The following is a 16,307-nucleotide window of genomic DNA, read 5'->3' as shown; positions in this document are numbered from 1 at the left end:
ACCGGAGCTTCTTATTACTTAATTTTTTTATAGTTTGCGTTTTTATACGCGCAACCTATATTTGCTCCCACTTCCCAACAATGCGCAGCGGCGTCCCCAGGCCGTCCTGCGCCGCGGCGTTTTTTCATGATCGAGATTCGGGATCTTTCCCTGACCTACAAGGGCCCCACCGGGCCCGTCCATGCCTTGCGGGGCATCAACCTGCAGATCGAGTCGGGCGAGGTGTTCGGCATCATCGGCCGCAGCGGCGCGGGCAAAAGCTCGCTGGTGCGCTGCCTGAACCTGCTCAACCGCCCGACCTCGGGCCAGGTGCTGGTGGGCGGCCGTGACCTGATGCAGCTCAGCGATGCCGAGCTGCGCACGGCGCGCCGCGACATCGGCATGGTGTTCCAGCATTTCAACCTGCTGTCCTCGCGCACGGTGTTCGACAACGCCGCGCTGCCGCTGGAGATGGCGGGCATGTCGGCCGACGACATCAAGAAGCGCGTGGACCCGCTGCTGGACCTGGTGGGCCTGAGCGCGCTGCGCGACCGCTATCCGGCGCAGATCTCGGGCGGGCAAAAGCAGCGCGTGGGCATTGCGCGCGCGCTGGCCAGCCACCCCAAGGTGCTGCTGTCGGACGAAGCCACATCGGCCCTGGACCCCGAGACCACGCGCTCCATCCTGGACCTGCTGCGCAAGGTCAACCGCGAGCTGGGCCTGACCGTGGTGCTGATCACGCACCAGATGCAGGTGATCAAGCAGATCGCCGACCGCGTGGCCGTGATCGACGGCGGCGAGATTGCCGAGCTGGGCCCCGTGATCGACGTGTTCACGCGCCCGCAGCAGGCCATCACGCGCAGCCTGATCGACGAGATCGTTCCCCAGCAACTGCCCGAGTCGGTGGCCGTGCGCGTGAACGCGCTGGCCGCCCAGCTGGCGCCCGGCCAGCAAGGCCGGCTGCTGCGCCTGTCGTATGCGGGCGAGAGCGCCTACCAGCCCATCCTGTCGCACCTGATCCGCGAGCTGGGGCTGGACCTGTCCATCCTGCATGGCCAGATCGACGAGATCCAGGAGCAGACCTTCGGCTCGCTGGCCGTCTTCGCCAGCGGCGACGCGGCAAAGATCGATGCCGCCGTGGACCATCTGCGCGCCACCGGCGTGCAGGTGCAGATCGTTTCCACCAGGGATTGAGCGATGTTTGAGAATTTTTCGGAAATGATGCTGGAGCTGTTCGTCAGCTCGCTGTGGGAGACCATCATCATGGTCGGCGTCTCGGGCCTGGTGGGTGGCCTGATCGGCATTCCCCTGGGTGTGTTCCTGCGCCTGACCGACCACGGCGGCGTGCTGCAGAACGGCCCGGCCAACAAGATCGTGGGCTGGATCGTCAATGCGCTGCGCTCCACCCCCTTCATCATCCTTTTGGTCGCCATCATCCCGCTGACGCGTCTGATCACGGGCTCGTCCATCGGCACCTGGGCGGCCGTGGTGCCGCTGACCATTGCGGCTGCGCCCTTTGTGGCGCGCCTGGTGGAGACCGCGCTGCGCGAGGTGGACAACGGCCTGGTGGAAGCGGCCCAGTCCATGGGCGCCACCACGGGCCAGATCGTCTGGAAGATCCTGCTGCCCGAGGCGCTGCCCGGCATCGTGGCAGGCCTGACCATCAGCTTCGTGAGCCTGACCGGCTACTCGGCCATGGCCGGCGCCATTGGCGGCGGCGGCCTGGGCGACCTGGGCATCCGCTACGGCTACCAGCGCTTTTTGCCCGACGTGATGCTGGCCGTGGTCATCATCCTTATCTTCTTCGTGCAGGCCATCCAGAGCCTGGGCGACTGGGCGGTGCGCAGGCTCAGCCACCGCTGATCCACACACCCCGGCGGCCGGTGCGGCCGGGGCGGCAAGCTGCCGCGAGATTTTCCGAAAGAGGGATTCCATGAAAAAACGCGCCTTGCTCCAGTCGCTGGCCCTGGCTGCCGTCCTGCCCCTGGCGGGAATGGCGGCGCTGCCGGCCCATGCGGCCGACGGCTCGGTCACCATCGGCGTGACCTCGGGCCCGCATGCCCAGATCGCCGAGGTGGCCAGGAAGGTGGCCGAGAAGAACGGCCTGAAGGTGAAGCTGGTCGAGTTCGGCGACTTCATCCAGCCCAATGCGGCGCTGTCCCAGGGCGAGCTGGATGCCAACATCTACCAGCACCAGCCCTTCATGGACGCCCAGAACAAGGACCGTGGCTACAAGCTCGTGCCCGTGGCCCGTGCGGTCAACCAGCAGATGGGCGTGTACTCCAAGAAGATCAAAAGCCTGGCCGACCTCAAGAGCGGTGCGCGCGTGGGCATCCCCAACGACCCCACCAATGGCTCGCGCGCACTGATGGTGCTGGCCGCGCAGAAGCTGATCGAACTGAAGACCGGCGCGGGCGCCCGTGCCTCGGTGCTGGACATCACGGCCAATCCGAAGAAGCTGCGCTTCGTGGAGCTGGAGGCCGCCCAGCTGGCGCGCTCGCTGGATGACCTGGACGCCGCCGCCGTCAACAGCAGCTACGCCGTGGCCGCAGGCCTGTCGCCGCAAAAGGATTCTCTGGCGCTGGAAGCCACGGACACGCCCTATGTCACCGTGTTGATCGCCACGCGCGCCGGCCATGAGAAGGACGCCGGCCTGCAGGCCTTCGTCAAGGCCTACCAATCGCCCGAGGTGCGCCAGTTCATCGACACGCAGTTCAAGGGCGCCTACACGGCGGCCTGGTAAGACCATGGGCAGCCTCGCATCCCACCGGGTTTCCGACGCGGACTTCGTGGCCGCCATTGGCGTGCAATGGCAGCACCGCCCGCTGGCGCCCGAGCCCGGCCTGGCCGCGCTGCTGGCGCAGGCCCAGCTGGACGACGGCGGCAAGGCCACCGTGGTCCAGGCCGTGGGCATGCTGGTGGTCGACGAATGCGTGGCCCATGGCTACCACAGCATGGATCTGGTCGTGCTGCACCCGGGCACGCCGGGCCTGGACGAGGCGCTGGAGCGCTTCGACAAGCCCCACACCCATGCCGATGACGAGGTGCGCTACATCCTCGAAGGCGAAGGCCTGTTCGGCTTCTTCGATGCCGGCGGCCAAGAGCGCGTGCTGCGCGTGCAGCCCGGCGACTACCTGCGCATACCGGCCGGCGTGGAGCACCGCTTCACGCTGACCGCCACGCGGCGCATCAAGGCGCTGCGCCTGTTCGCCGACACGGCGGGCTGGGTGGCGCAATATACCCAGCGGCCCGCCGCTGCCATGGAGGTGCCCGCATGAGCCTGCCTGTCCCGACACTGTTCCAGACACTTGACGAGGCGCTGTTCACGCGGGCCCAGGACCTGCTGGACGAGGAATGGCTGGCCAAGGATGCCGACCTCGCTCCTGTGCTGCCCGTGGTGCTGGCGCGCGGCGTGGGCCAGGACTGGCACAAGGCCGGCACCTTCCGCCACCACCTGGCGGGCGTGGCGCGTTCGCTGGCGCTGTGGCGCCAGCCGCGCGACGTGCGCCTGCTGGGCCTGCTGCACAGCGTCTACGGCAACGCCTTCGTGGACCTGGTCAAGTTCGATGCGGGCAGCGAGCGCGGCCGCCTGCGCGAGCTGGTGGGCGAGGGCGCCGAGCACCTGGTCTACCTGTTTTGCACCATGAGCCGCACGCAGTTCATGCAGAAGATCCTGGCCGGCGACCTGGCCGAAGACGGCTCCATGGCGCTGGAATCCGCCGGCCGCAGCCAGCGCCTGAGCGCCTATGAGGTGGCGGCCTTCACCATCGTGAGCATGGCCGATGCCATGGAGCAGTGGTTCAGCTGGCAGGAAGACATCTATTCGCAGTTTCCGCAGGTGCAGAACCAGCGGCAGCAGGGCGTGCACTGGGCGGCCTCGCTGTGGCCCGGTCCCATGCGGCCTGCCAGCCGCATGCTCAGCCAGATCAGCGACCTGGGCCGCGCGCTGCAGCACCCGGCGCTGCGCGCCCAGCTGCCGCTGCCGCCGGTGTTTGACCATTGCAGCCGGCAGCTGTCGCCCGGCGACGAGGCCGCTGCCGTGTCGCTGTACTGGTCGGTGATCCAGCTGGACCAGCCGCTGGTGGACCTGGACGCCGCCACGGCCGTGCTGGAAAGCGCCGTGCGCCTGAACCCCTGGGTGGGCGAGCCGCAGATGGTGCTGGCCCAGCTCTACCTATCTGCCGGCCGCGCCGACGACGCCGCGCGCGCAGCCGCCAGCGCGCTGCAGTGCTTCAGCGGCTGGGGCAATGCCTGGGACAAGCGCGTGCAGTGGGACGCCTGGATCGCCTGGACGCGCATCCTGCTGCAGTCGGCGCAGCAGGGAAGCTGGCCTGAGCGCTTGGACAAGCTCAACAACCTGGCCCTGAAGGGCTGAGATGCAAAAAAGCCTGGCGCGAGAGCCAGGCTTTTTTGTGATGGGTGCGCGCCCGTGCCTTATTTGGCCGGCGCCGTTTCGGCCTTGGCGGCCGGCGCAGCGCTGGCGGGCGCGGCGCCATCCTCGATCGCCTCGGGGTGCATGGGCCGGCGTGCATAGCGCTGGGCCAGCACGGCGCAGACCATGAGCTGCAGCTGGTGGAAGATCATCAGCGGCAGCACGATGGCGCCCACGGCGCTGGACTCGAACAGCACCTTGGCCATGGGCACGCCGCTGACCAGGCTCTTCTTGGAGCCGCAGAACACCAGGGTGATCTCGTCCTCCTTGGAAAAGCCCAGGCGGCGCGCCGTCCATGACGTGATGACCAGCACCAGGGCCAGCAGGATGGACGACAGCAGCAGCAGGCCCAGCAGCGCGGGCAGGGGGGTCTGCTGCCACAGGCCGCTGATGACGGCGGCGCTGAAGGCCGTGTACACCACCAGCAGGATGGAGCCCTGGTCCACGAACTTCACGCGCTTGGCATGGCGCGAGATGAAGCTGCCGATCACGGGCCGCAGCAGATGGCCCAGCACAAAGGGCAGCAGCAGCTGCAGCGCGATCTTGCCGATGGCCTGCAGCGCGTCGCCCCCTTCGGCGCTCTTGTGCAGCAGCATGCTGACCAGGATGGGCGTGATCACGATGCCCATCAGCGTGGAGGCCGATGCGCTGCACACGGCGGCGGGCATGTTGCCGCGCGCCATGGCCGTGAAGGCGATGGCCGACTGCACCGTGGCCGGCAGCGTGCACAGAAAGAGCACTCCCATGTACATCTCGGGCGTGACCAGCGGCTCCAGCACGGGGCGCAGCGCCCAGCCCAGCAGGGGAAAGAGCACGAAGGTGGCCGCGAAGATGGTCAGGTGCAGGCGCCAGTGGCCTATGCCGGCAAAGATGGCCTCGCGCGAGAGCTTGGCGCCGTGCAGGAAGAACAGCAGGCTGACCATGAGCGTGGTCGCCACCTCCAGCCATTGCGAGACGGTGCCCGAAGCGGGCAGGAAGCTGGCCAGTGCCACGGTGGACAGCAGCATCAGCGTGAAATTGTCAGGGGCGAAGCGGGGGCGTGCCATGGGAAAACTCTCTCCAACTAACTATCGGTTCGTGCAGCCAGGCTGCAAGGCCCCGATTGGACGCCACGGCCATTGAAAAGAGAAATGGATTTATCTGATGGTTTTATAATTTTTCCGTATGAATATCAGCCTGCGCCAGCTGCGCGCCTTCCTGGCCGTGGCGGAAAGCCGCAACTTCAGCCGTGCCGGCGAGCTGATGGCGCTGACCCAGCCCGCCGTCAGCCGCAATGTCACCGAGCTGGAGCAGGCCCTGGGCGTGCAGCTTTTGCACCGCACCACGCGCGAGGTGGAACTGACCGACGCCGGCCGACTGCTGCAGGGCCATGCCACGCGCGTGCTGGACGCGCTGGATGAATGCCTGCTCGAAGTCAGCGGCCTGGCCACCCAGCGCCTGGGCAAGGTGCGCGTGGCCAGCAGCCCCACGCTGTCGGCCCACCTGATGCCGCGCTGCATTGCGCGCTGCCGCGAGCAGGCGCCGGGCATCGAGCTGCTGCTGCTGGACCGCATCCAGAGCGATGTGCTGCAAAGCGTGCGCAGCGGCGAGGTGGACTTCGGCGTGGTCATCGACCCGCAGGGCCGCGATGACCTGTACTGCGAAACCATACTCAGTGAACCGTTCTGCCTGGTCTGCCCGGCCACGCACCGGCTGGCCCGCAAGCGCCAGGTGGCCTGGAGCGACCTGGCCGGCCAGCCGCTGGTACTGTTGGACCACGCCTCGGGCAGCCGCCGCCTGATCGACGCCGCGCTGCAGGCCCACGACGCCGAGGCCGCCGTGGTGCAGGAAGTCGGCCACACCACCACCATCTTCTGCATGCTCCAGGCGGGCCTGGGCCTGAGCGTGGTGCCGGAACTGGCCGTGCCGCAGGCATGGCGAATTCCCGCGAGTGGCGCCGCCCCCGACGCCCTTGCCAGCCGCCCCCTGCTGCCGCGCGTGCAGCGCGACATCATGCTGGTGCGCCGCCGCCAACGCGAACTGTCGCCCGTGGCGCAAAGCGTGTGGGATTTGATCAGGGGGGAGGCGGGGCAGCTGTGAGGCTCGCGTTGCAGGCTGCCGCATACGGCCGTATCGCCTCGCGCACGCGGTCCAGCACCAGTGCGTGGGGCGAGGGGGCCAGCCGCCCGGCGCGCACGGCCTGGTATTGGGCTGGGAGGAACTGGCTGAGCATGTTCTCGGGCAGGGTGCAGGCGGACAGGTTGTCCAGCAGCCGCGCCACGGCGGCGTTCACCGTGGGGTCGGCCCAGTAGTAGCGGATGCGGTCGCTGTAGCTGTAGATGCGCAGCAGCCTTTGGGCGCCGGGATCGGGCTGCTCGCCGCGGTAGTAGCGCTCCCAGTTGGCGGGGCGGCCCAGCATGGCCGACTCCAGCACGGCGGGCAGGTGGGAGCGCTGGGGTGCATCCACGAGCTGCTCCTCGATGGCGGCCAGCGCGAACAGCGCCTCGCGCAGCGCAAAAGTGGCGCCGGGCCCGACCTTGAGGATGGCAAAGCCGTCCTGCACCAGCTGGCGCAGGGCCTCGGGCCGCTGGTAGTCGGTGGAGTGGGCCTCGAAGACCAGTTGCGGATGCTGGCGCAGCAACTGCCGGAGGTCGGCTGCCCCGGCTGGCGCGTAGTCCACCACGCGCGTGTGATCGAACTCCACGCCGGGCTGGACCACCATGGCAATGATGCGCGGCCAGACAGCGTCCAGCCCCTGCTGCGCGAAGACGTCGCGGTGCACCTGCAGCGTGCGCTGGGCGTCGGCGCGCGCGGTGACTTCCACATGCTCCAGCGCATGCGCGGCGCCACCGGGCACGGGGACTTCGGTGCCGATCACGTACGCCGGGCCGGGCGCGGGGCAGGTGCTGGCCTGCTCGGCCGCCTGGCAGAGCAGGGCGGCGCGGCGGGCCACGGTGGCGTCGTCCAGTGCCTGGGGGTCGCCCGCGCAGGCCATGCTGGCGTCCAGGTGCAGCTTCACGAAGCCGGCCGCCGCATAGGCGTGTACCAGGTCCTGCGCCAGGTCCATGGCCTCGGCGGCAGGCAGGTGTGTCCACGCCGTGGGGCCCAGGTGGTCGCCGCCCAGCAGCACGCGGTCTGGCGGCAGGGCGCAGCGGTCGGCAATGGCCAGCACGAAACGGCGAAAGTCGGCGGGCTGCATGCCGGTGTAGCCGCCGAACTGGTTGACCTGGTTGGCGGTGGCCTCCACGAGTAGCGGCGTGCCGTCGTCCAGCGCCTGGTGCATGGCCGCCTCGATGACCAGGGGATGGGCCGAGCAGATGGAGTAGATGCCGAGTGCGCTGCCTGTTGCGCGAGCATCGCCTGCGGCTGCTGGCGTTTGCCCGGAGCGTGACTGCGCCAGGCGGGTGAAGTGGGTGAGGTGGGCGGGCATGGTTTCAGCCCTCCATCACCGCATGCCGCAGGTGCTGCGGCTGTTGTGCCAGCAGCGCGTCGAGCCCGGCAAAGCCGGATGTGCCCTCCATCGGCCCCTTGCTGGAGACGGCCAGCGCGCCGGCCGCATTGGCGTAGCGCAGCGATTGCAGCGCGGTCTTGCCCAGGCGCCGGCAGGCGATGAAGGTGGCGCCAAAGCAGTCGCCCGCGCCCGTGGGGTCGGCCACGTCCACGGCAAGGGCGTCGAGGTCGATGCGCTCGTCGGCACTGAAGTAGCTGCAGCCGTCGGCGCCGCGCTTGACCACGATTTCGCGCACGCCGCGCGCGAAGATCTCGGCGATGGCGCCGGCCTCGTCGGCCGAGCGGGCCAGCTGGGTGACCTCGTGGCCGCTGGGCAGGAAGATGTCGGTGAACTCCAGGATGTAGGCCAGGGCTTCGCGCATTTCGGGGATGCGCAGCATCTCCTTGCGCACGTTCGGGTCGAAGGACACGGTGCCGCCCTGGGCCTTGACGATCTCGATGGCCTTCTTCATGGCATCGATGATGCGAAACGAGAAAAGCGACGAGCCCATGACATGGAAGTGCGCGCAGTCCTTGAGCACGGCCTGGTTGACCTGCTCGGGCTGCAGCTGTGCCGAGGCGCTGTTGGTGATGTTGAAGATGAAGTCGCGCTCGCCGCTGTCGCGGTAGGTGACGAACGCGCTGCCCGTGACGGCACCCTTGCACACGGCGATGGCGCTGGTGTCCACCCCGTCGCGGCGCAGGCGGTCGATGTTGAGCCAGCCAAAATCATCATCGCCCACGCAGCCGATGATGGCGGCCGGATGCCCCAGCCGGGCCACCTGGTCGATGAAGATGGCGGGCGCCCCGCTGGCATAGGGTCCGGTCAGCGGCCCCGGCGAGCGAAAGCTCTGGCCTTTTCGCTCGGCCATGATTTCGACGAGGATCTCGCCCATGGTCATGATGGATTGCATGCTCTCCCTCCCTTTGGAATCAAACCCCGTGCGCCGTTCGCTGCACCGCCGGCCCATGCGTCAGCGCCTGCGCCTGCTGTGCACATCGATGCACACGGCCACCAGAATCACGCTGCCCTTGACGATGAGCTGATAGAAGTAGGGCACGCTCATCAGGTTCATGCCGTTGTTGATGACGCCGATCATCAGCGCCCCTATCAAGGTTCCCGCAACGCTGCCGTGGCCTCCGGCCAGGCGCGTGCCGCCCAGCACGGCGGCGGCAATGGCGTCCAGCTCCCAGCCCATGGCCGCGTTGGGCTGGGCCGAGTACAGGCGCGAGGTGAGCAGCAGGCCGCCCACGGCCGCCATCAGCCCCGACAGCATGAAGATGGCGATCTTGAGGCGCCCCACCCGTATGCCCGCATAGGTGGCCGCCTCGGCATTGCCGCCTGCCAGATAGGTCTTGCGGCCAAAGACGGTACGGGCCAGCACGAAGTGGTTGGCGGCCAGCAGTGCGGCCAGGATCCAGATGGGCACGGGCATGCCCAGCCATTCGCCGTTGCCGATCCACAGAAAGGCCTCGTTGTCCACCGGCGCCGGCATGCCGCCCGAGACGATATAGGCCAGACCCCGGAAGATGCCCATGGTCGCCACCGTCACGATGAAGGACGGCAGATGCAGCAGCGCCGACAGCGAGCCGTTGAGCGCGCCCAGCAGCAGGCCGCACAGCAGCACGGCGGGCAGCACCAGGGCGGGCGCCAGGCCCTGGCCCAGCATCAGGCCGGCCACGCTGCCGGCCAGGGCGACCACCAATCCCACCGAGAGGTCGATCTCGCCCAGGAGAAGCACATAGGTCATGCCGAAGGCCACGATGGCGATGATGGACACCTGCAGCAGCACGTTGCGCAGGTTGCCGCCCGTCAGAAAGGCCGGCGACAGCAGGGAGAACAGCAGCACCAGGGCGGCCAGGCCCATGAGGGTGCCGGCGTGGCGCCGCAGCGATCGCCAGCCAGCGTCTCGCCATGTTTCCTGGCTGTCCGGGATGCTTTCGGCGGCGTCGGCGGCGTTGGAGGAGCCAGACGCGGTGATGCTCAGTTCGGAAGGGGTCATGGCAGTCCTGCTCCGGTGGCATGCGCCATCACGGTCTCCTGGCGCAGATGGAGGGTGTCCAGGCTCTGGACGAGGCGCTTGTTGCGCATGACCAGCAGCCGGTCGCTCATGGCCAGTGCCTCGGGCAGTTCCGACGACACCAGGATGACGGCCGTGCCGGCCGCTGCCAGCTCGCGGATCAGGGCATAGATCTCGAACTTCGCGCCCACGTCGATGCCGCGCGTGGGCTCGTCCAGCACCAGCAGCCGGGGGCGCATGGCCAGCCACTTGGCGAACACGATCTTTTGCTGGTTGCCGCCCGACAGCTGGCGCACGGGCTGGTGCAGGCCGGCAACGCGTATCTTCAGCCGCTGCACGCAGGTGCGGGCCAGCGATTGCTCGGCCGCCTCGTCGGTCAGCAGTGCGCCGCCGCGCCCGCTGTGCACCTGCACCATGCAGATGTTGTGCTGCACGGACTGGTCCAGCACCAGGCCTTGCTCCTTGCGGTTCTCGGTCACGAAGGCCATGCCCTGGCCAATGGCGTCGGCCGGCGAGCGCAGGCGCAGCGGCCGGCCGTGCATGAGGATGCTGCCCGTGCAGCGGTGCATGCCGAACAGCGCATCCATGACATCGGACCGGCCCGAGCCGACCAGCCCGAAAAACCCCACGATCTCGCCCGCATGGACCTCGAAGTCAATGCCTTCGAAGCGCCCGGCCAGGCCCAGGCCGCGCACCTGGAGCAGGGCGCGCGTGCTGCGGTCAGGGGCGGGGCCGCGCGGCGGATAGATGTCCTGCATCTGGCGCCCCACCATGAGCGCGATCAGCGCCCCGATGTCGGTTTCGTCCCGCGCCAGGGTGCAGATGGAGCTGCCATCGCGCATGACGGTGATCTCGTCGGAGATGCGCATGATCTCGTCCATGCGGTGCGAGACGTAGATGATGGCGCGCCCCTCGGCCTTGAGGCGGGCGATGAGGGTGAAGAGAATGTGCGCCTCGCTGTCGCTGAGCGAGGAGGTGGGCTCATCCATGATGACGATGCGCGAGGGCTGGCACAGCGCCTTGGCGATCTCCACCAGCTGGCGCTGGGCCAGCGACAGTTCGGCCACCTGCGCGTTGGGGTCCAGGTCCATGCCCAGTCGGGCCAGCAGCGCGGCGGCGTCGCGGCGCAGTGCGCGGCGGTCCACGCAGCCGGCCCGCTGCGGGAGCCGCGCGGCGAAGAGGTTGTCTGCCACGCTGAGGTTGGGCGCCAGGCTCAGCTCCTGGTGCACGATGGCGATGCCGTGGCGCTGCGCATCGGCGGGGCTGGCCAGCTCGGTGCCGGTGCCCTCGATCAGTAGTTGGCCGCCATCGGGCCGGTGCACGCCGGCCAGGATTTTGAGCAGGGTGGATTTGCCGGCCCCGTTCTCGCCCAGCAGCGTGTGCACCGTGCCTGCGCGCAGGCGGAAGGAAACGCTTTTGAGCGCCTGCACGGCGCCGAAGGATTTGGCCAGCGCCCGGGCTTGCAGCAGTGGGGGCGGCATTGTGGCGCCATCCTGGGGATGGCCGGGGCAGGGCTTCGCAGATGGGCCTGGCATGGCTTGCTCCGCAGGTCCGTATCTGGCTATTTGGTGGCAGCCGTGTACACGCCGGGCAGCACGGGGTGGAATTTTTCCACCGGCTTGCCCTGCAGCAGCTGCGCGGCAATGGCCACGGCTTGCAGTCCCAACTGGTCGGGGTACTGGCGGATCACGCCCACGAAGGCCGGCTCCCGGTCCACGGCCGCGCGCGCCTCGGCCATGCCGTCAAAGCCGACGATCTTGACCTGCTCCAGCTTTCTTGCGCCCTTGACGCTGGCCAGTGCAGCCAGGGCCGCATCGTCGCCAAACCCGAAGATGCCCGCGAGATCGGGGTGGGCCTGCAGCATGTTCTGCGAAGCGGCCAGGGCCTCGGCCCGCGTGATGCCCGGCTGCACGGAGACGATCTTCATGCCGGGGAAGGTGGCGATGGCGGCCTTGAAACCCTCCACGCGATCGACCACGGACTGTATGGACGGGTAGTGCAGCACGCCGATCTGGCCCTTGCCGCCGGTGGCCCGACCCATGAGCTGGCCGGCCAGCACGCCGCCGGCGCGGTTGTCGGTGGCCACGTGCGATGCGACCTCGACCCCGCTGGCGGCAATGTCCACGGTGATCACGGGAATGCGGGCGGCGGCAGCCTTGAGCACGGCGGCCTTCACGCCGCGTGAATCCACGGGCGACAGGATGATGGCATCCACCTTCTTGCTGACGAAGTCCTCCACATCGGAGATCTGCTTGCCCAGGTCCTGGTTGGCAATGCTCAGGTCCAGCTTCAGCCCCTGCCGCGCGGCTTCCTGCTGCATGGCCTGGGCCAGCTCCAGGTAGAACGGGTGCTGCTGCGTGAGCAGGGACACGCCGATGGTGCGGGCAGGGCTGGGGCCGGGGCCCGGCTGTGCAAGCGCCGGGCTGGCCGGCAGGCCGAATGTGAATGCGCCGGCCAGCATGCGCCGGAGAAACGTGTTGCGGTCCATGGCTGTCTCCCTCCCTCTGTCGTTGTGGAAAAGCTCAGGTTCTGGCGAATTCGATGCGGCCCTCGGCCTTGCGGGTGGCCTGCAGCCGGTGGTGCGCCAGCAGATCGAAGGCGCCCGGCTCCATGTCCTGGTGCGCGCACAGGCCGTCGATCTGGGCGATGTCGCAGACCGGGTGCCCGCCCGTGGTGCTGTCCAGATCCAGGGCCAGCGCCACGGCCTTGGTGCTGTGCTCCACGGCTGCCGAATACAGGCGAGCTGCGCCCGGGTCGCGGCACAGCAGGCGGTTGCGGTCGTCGATGCCGCAGATCTCGAATAGGCAGATGTCCAGCGGCCGGGCCCGCAGACCCGCTTCCGCCCCGGGGCCGATGAGGCCGGGCTCGTCGCCGGCCAGCGTGCCGCCCGTGACGTGCATGGCGCAATCGAGAAACTGCCGCGCCGTCGCCACCATGGCCAGGTCGTGCAGCGTCAGCGCAATGCCCTGGCGGCTGGCCAGCAACGGCAGCACGCGGTGGGTGATGCGGCCGCTGCCCAGGAAGACCGAGGCGTCGTCCTCGATCCAGCCCAGCGCGCCCTGGGCCACCTGGGCCTGCGCCGGGCCTTGCGCGGCGGCAGGGGCGCCGGGTATCTCGGCGGCCGTCTTGAGCAGGGCGGGGTTGTAGCGCGCCTTGCCGAAGGCGCGCACCACATAGCCTTGCTGCTCAAGGTAGTGCAGGTCGTTGCGGATGGTGACGGTGGAGACGCCGAAGAGCACGCTCAGCGCCTCCACCCGCACCTCGTCGGTCTTGCGCGCCAGCTCCACGATCTGCAGCCTGCGCTTGAGTGAACTGTTGCCTTGGTCCTGCATGGATTCTTTCGATTCGAAAGTTTTTTATTTCGTATCGAAAGTTTCTCTGCGTGCAAACGCCACGTCAAGCGCTCCCCGGGTATTCACCGGGGCGTCCGCTTCGGGGAGGGCTATCGGCTGGCCACGCCCAGACTCACGACCACCGGCCGCTGCAACTGTGCCGTCCAGGCCCGGTAGGTCCGGTGGGCCAGGGCGTTCAGCACGGGAATGCGCAGGTCCAGGTGGCGCAGGATCTCGCTCTCGGTCTGCGCCGCGGGGCCGCGTGCGCGCAGCAGCTCGTCATGGCCTTCGGTGCACCAGGCAGCCACGCTGGCGGCGGTCACTTCCATGTGGCCCTGGAAGGCCCAGTGCCGGCCGTGGCGAAAGCCCTTGTTCAGGCAGTGGCTGCCGTACATGGTGCGCACGGCGCCGCGCGGGATCTCGAAGGTGTCATAGTGCCAATGGAAGATCGTCGCCTCGCGCGGCAGGTCCATGACCTGCTGGGCGGCGGCCGTCACCCAGATGCGGCTCCAGCCAATGTTGGGGCAGGGGTTGCGCCAGACCCTGGCGCCCATGGCACGCGCCAGCATCTGCGCGCCGAAGCAATGGCCGAGCACGGGGATGTCGCTGCGCAGCGCATCGGCCAGCAGGGCCTCTTCATCCTCGATCCACGGCAGGCCCTCGTTCACGCTGTGGTTGCTGCCCAGCACCACGATGCCGCTGTAGTCGGCGGCGTGCACAGGGGCTGTGCCATCGAGGGCGGGCTGCAACAGTCGGTAGGGAATGCACTGCTGCTCCAGGTGTTCACGCAGAACGCCGGGGCCCTGGGCGGATTCGTGCTGGAGGATGGCGACAGGTCTCATGGCGGCGCGGCTTCATCGGGAAGCCATTTGTTGTGAGGCCTTGACTCTAGGGACGGCTGCCTCAAGGGCGGATTGTGTTTGCGCACAACGCCATCAAGGCCGCATCAAGGCGCCCCATGCCTTGCGCAGGTCCAACGCAAAAAGGCGCCACGGCCGTGGCGCCTTTGATGGTGGCAACTACGTCAATCGTGGTGCCGCCCGGAGCGCTGCGGACCCGGCTGCCTGCCACGGCGGCGCAGTCCCAGCGCCGCCGCGCCCAGCAGGAGCAGGGAGGCCCAGGCCCCGCCCACGGGGATGGCTGCGACGGAGTCGCTGCCTGGGACATCGTCCGCGCCAGGCGTGGTCTTGGTGGTGGTCGCAGTGCTTGAGTCGACATCGCCCGTCGCCTGCGTCTGGGTGACCGTGATGGTCACCGATCCCTTGGGCAGGCCGCTCACGTCTGTGGCAGGAGTGGTCCAGTGGCCATTGCCATCGCAGGGCACGGTCACCACCACGGCCTTGGGTGCCGTGCCGATGGTCACCGTCACGCTGCCACCGCCGGCCGTGCAGGTGCCAGAGAGGATGTAGGCGCCCTGGTTGCCCGCGTCTATCGTGGGAGGATTCACCACCGTGACCGAGGGCGTGGTGGGCGGCGTGGTATCGACCTTGGTGACCGTGGCATCGGCCGTGCCCGAATTGCCGGCGGCATTGGTCTGAGCCACATGGATGCCCACCGTGCCCGCAGGCAGTGCGCTCACGTCGGTGGCGGGGGTGGTCCAATGGCCATTGCTGTCACAGGGCGCAGTGGCCACCACCGCGTTGGGCGCCGTGCCTATGGTCACCGTAACGCTGCCTGCGCCGACTGTGCAGGTGCCAGAGAGGATGTAGGCGCCCTGGTTGCCAGCATTGATCTGGGGCGCGGTGCCCACTGTGACCACAGGCAGCGTGGTGTCTGCCTTGGTGACGGAGACATTGGCGGTCCCTGTATTGCCAGCCGCATCGGTCTGGCTGGCCTGGATGGGCACCGTGCCCGCAGGCAGCCCGCCCAGGTCGGTGGCGGCAGTGGTCCATTGGCTGTTGCTGCCGCACGCTGCGATGGCTTCCACGGAGTTGGGCGCCGTGCCGATGCGCACCCTGACATCGCCATCGCCGGCCGTGCAGGTGCCCGAGACGGTGTAGCCGTGCTCATTTCCGGCATTGATCGCGGCTGCGTTCACCACCGCGACCACGGGCGCCGTCGTGTCCGTGGCTGCGGCCGTGGTCTTGGTGGTGATGACACTTCGCGTGCCGGTGTTGCCGGCCGCATCGGTCTGGGTGGCCGTGATGTCCACCGGACCCAGAGGCAGGCTGGCCACATTGGCAGCCGGTGCCGTCCAGGCTCCGGCTGCATTGCAGGCTGTCGTCATGGTCACGAACTTCGGGGCCGTGCCGATGGTCACCTTCACATTGCCATCGCCCGCGGTGCAACTGCCTGCGACGATGTAGGCCTCCTGGTTGTCTGCATTGATCACCGGGGACGTGGTGATGTCTACCGCAGGTGGCGTGGTATCCCCTTGCGCTGCGGTGCAGTCGGCAAGCGAGGCTTGCGAATGGCCCAAGACGAGGTTGACGTCGGCGAGGGTGGGTATTTTCGCGCCAATGCGCAGGGCATTGACTTCCATTCCCCCATCCACGGGAGTTTGCTCATTGAAAACGATTTCCAGGATTCCGGTATTCAGTCCGGTATTGGGGGATGGATTCAGTGGAATTGGGACAGGGATACCGAGCACGGAGATGCTCAGGTTCTCGATGGTCGCGGCCCCGGTGGGCTGGACGGTGCCATTGACGCAGGTTGCCTGCACTTGGGACTGCAGCACATCAGCCTTGATGGCTACGACGCTAGCGATGGACAGGTTGATGTCACTGATGCCTGCGGTTGTTTCGACGCGGTTTTGCGCCAGCGAGCTCCCGGTGCTTGCCGAGAGCACACCCGCCTTCAATGAAATCAAGCTGTCGGTGGCGCCCCCGATGTCTGCAGCAAGCATTTTCCCGGAGACATTGAACGCCGGCGGCGCACTCTGCAGTCCGGTATCTACCAGCGGGATATCCAGCCCGAGGTCTACCAATGAAACGCCGGCCTTCACTTCCAGCGCATAGCCGCGACCTTCCCCTGCCGAGGCGGCCCATGCGGTGCCACCTGTCCCAAAAACGATTGTGCAGCTGACTGCCATTGCTGCCGTAAAGCCGGCCAATTTCCGTCGATTTCCCGCGCCAC

Annotated in this window: 16 protein-coding genes; 7 read left to right on the top strand and 9 right to left on the bottom strand. The window is 68.1% G+C overall.

The genetic code is table 11. From position 1 onward, the window contains the following. Window positions 1–126 precede the first annotated feature (126 nt). The 5 genes from LGR64_RS14065 (at window position 127) to LGR64_RS14045 (ending at window position 4,354) form a co-directional block, all read left to right on the top strand. Complete coding sequence (locus LGR64_RS14065) at window positions 127–1,173, top strand: methionine ABC transporter ATP-binding protein (RefSeq protein WP_012205010.1); 1,047 nt, start codon at window positions 127–129, stop codon at window positions 1,171–1,173. Between the two features lie 3 nt (window positions 1,174–1,176). Continuing rightward, window positions 1,177–1,842, top strand: a complete 666-nt coding sequence (locus LGR64_RS14060) for a methionine ABC transporter permease (protein ID WP_012205011.1) — start codon at window positions 1,177–1,179, stop codon at window positions 1,840–1,842. Between the two features lie 70 nt (window positions 1,843–1,912). After that, window positions 1,913–2,722 carry a MetQ/NlpA family ABC transporter substrate-binding protein gene (locus LGR64_RS14055; RefSeq protein WP_012205012.1) on the top strand — a complete coding sequence of 270 codons (810 nt, stop codon included), beginning with the start codon at window positions 1,913–1,915 and terminating at the stop codon, window positions 2,720–2,722. Between the two features lie 4 nt (window positions 2,723–2,726). Further along, window positions 2,727–3,257: a cupin domain-containing protein gene (locus LGR64_RS14050; protein WP_230355830.1), complete on the top strand. Its 531-nt coding sequence runs from the start codon at window positions 2,727–2,729 to the stop codon at window positions 3,255–3,257. Beyond that, the gene (locus tag LGR64_RS14045) at window positions 3,254–4,354 is read left to right on the top strand and encodes a DUF6817 domain-containing protein (RefSeq protein ID WP_016448086.1); all 1,101 of its coding nucleotides are present in this window, start codon (window positions 3,254–3,256) and stop codon (window positions 4,352–4,354) included. Before LGR64_RS14050 ends, LGR64_RS14045 begins: the two co-directional genes overlap by 4 nt. Before the next feature lie 59 nt (window positions 4,355–4,413). Here LGR64_RS14045 and LGR64_RS14040 read toward each other — a convergent pair whose 3' ends face one another. Next, entirely contained in the window at window positions 4,414–5,457 is a 1,044-nt protein-coding gene (locus LGR64_RS14040; protein ID WP_230355828.1) for a bile acid:sodium symporter family protein, read from the bottom strand. A 118-nt stretch (window positions 5,458–5,575) separates the two neighbouring features. On the opposite strand from LGR64_RS14040, the gene LGR64_RS14035 reads away from it, so the two are divergent. Then, complete coding sequence (locus LGR64_RS14035; RefSeq protein ID WP_016448084.1) at window positions 5,576–6,490, top strand: LysR family transcriptional regulator; 915 nt, start codon at window positions 5,576–5,578, stop codon at window positions 6,488–6,490. Here the strand turns inward: LGR64_RS14035 and LGR64_RS14030 are convergent. The 8 genes from LGR64_RS14030 to LGR64_RS13995 all read right to left on the bottom strand — a co-directional run bounded on the left by LGR64_RS14030 (window position 6,465) and on the right by LGR64_RS13995 (window position 15,714). After that, window positions 6,465–7,820, bottom strand: coding sequence for a D-tagatose-bisphosphate aldolase, class II, non-catalytic subunit (locus LGR64_RS14030; RefSeq protein WP_230355825.1), 1,356 nt, complete (start codon window positions 7,818–7,820; stop codon window positions 6,465–6,467). The two genes, LGR64_RS14035 and LGR64_RS14030, sit on opposite strands and share 26 nt — an antisense overlap. A gap of 4 nt (window positions 7,821–7,824) precedes the next feature. Next, entirely contained in the window at window positions 7,825–8,793 is a 969-nt protein-coding gene (locus LGR64_RS14025; protein WP_230355823.1) for a tagatose kinase, read from the bottom strand. Window positions 8,794–8,853: 60 nt separating this feature from the next. Next, window positions 8,854–9,882 carry an ABC transporter permease gene (locus tag LGR64_RS14020; protein WP_230355822.1) on the bottom strand — a complete coding sequence of 343 codons (1,029 nt, stop codon included), beginning with the start codon at window positions 9,880–9,882 and terminating at the stop codon, window positions 8,854–8,856. Further along, window positions 9,879–11,381 (bottom strand): sugar ABC transporter ATP-binding protein, encoded by a 1,503-nt coding sequence (locus LGR64_RS14015; protein ID WP_230355820.1) that lies wholly within the window; start codon window positions 11,379–11,381, stop codon window positions 9,879–9,881. Before LGR64_RS14015 ends, LGR64_RS14020 begins: the two co-directional genes overlap by 4 nt. An 80-nt stretch (window positions 11,382–11,461) precedes the next feature. Then, window positions 11,462–12,388: a substrate-binding domain-containing protein gene (locus LGR64_RS14010; protein WP_141833244.1), complete on the bottom strand. Its 927-nt coding sequence runs from the start codon at window positions 12,386–12,388 to the stop codon at window positions 11,462–11,464. 34 nt (window positions 12,389–12,422) lie between these two features. Then, entirely contained in the window at window positions 12,423–13,232 is an 810-nt protein-coding gene (locus LGR64_RS14005) for a DeoR family transcriptional regulator (protein ID WP_141833242.1), read from the bottom strand. 110 nt (window positions 13,233–13,342) lie between these two features. Beyond that, window positions 13,343–14,074, bottom strand: coding sequence for a type 1 glutamine amidotransferase (locus LGR64_RS14000; RefSeq protein WP_141833240.1), 732 nt, complete (start codon window positions 14,072–14,074; stop codon window positions 13,343–13,345). Between the two features lie 182 nt (window positions 14,075–14,256). Next, a complete protein-coding gene (locus LGR64_RS13995) occupies window positions 14,257–15,714 on the bottom strand; it encodes a hypothetical protein (protein WP_268868952.1) in 1,458 nt (485 codons plus the stop codon). Here LGR64_RS13995 and LGR64_RS13990 point away from each other — a divergent pair. Then, window positions 15,643–16,035, top strand: a complete 393-nt coding sequence (locus LGR64_RS13990) for a hypothetical protein (RefSeq protein ID WP_225970930.1) — start codon at window positions 15,643–15,645, stop codon at window positions 16,033–16,035. The genes LGR64_RS13995 and LGR64_RS13990 overlap by 72 nt on opposite strands. Window positions 16,036–16,307: the final 272 nt, after the last annotated feature.

The sequence above is a fragment of the Delftia sp. Lp-1 genome (assembly GCF_020523835.1).
Classification (GTDB): Bacteria; Pseudomonadota; Gammaproteobacteria; order Burkholderiales; family Burkholderiaceae_C; genus Comamonas; species Comamonas acidovorans.
This window is presented reverse-complemented; position numbering and strand designations above follow the sequence as displayed.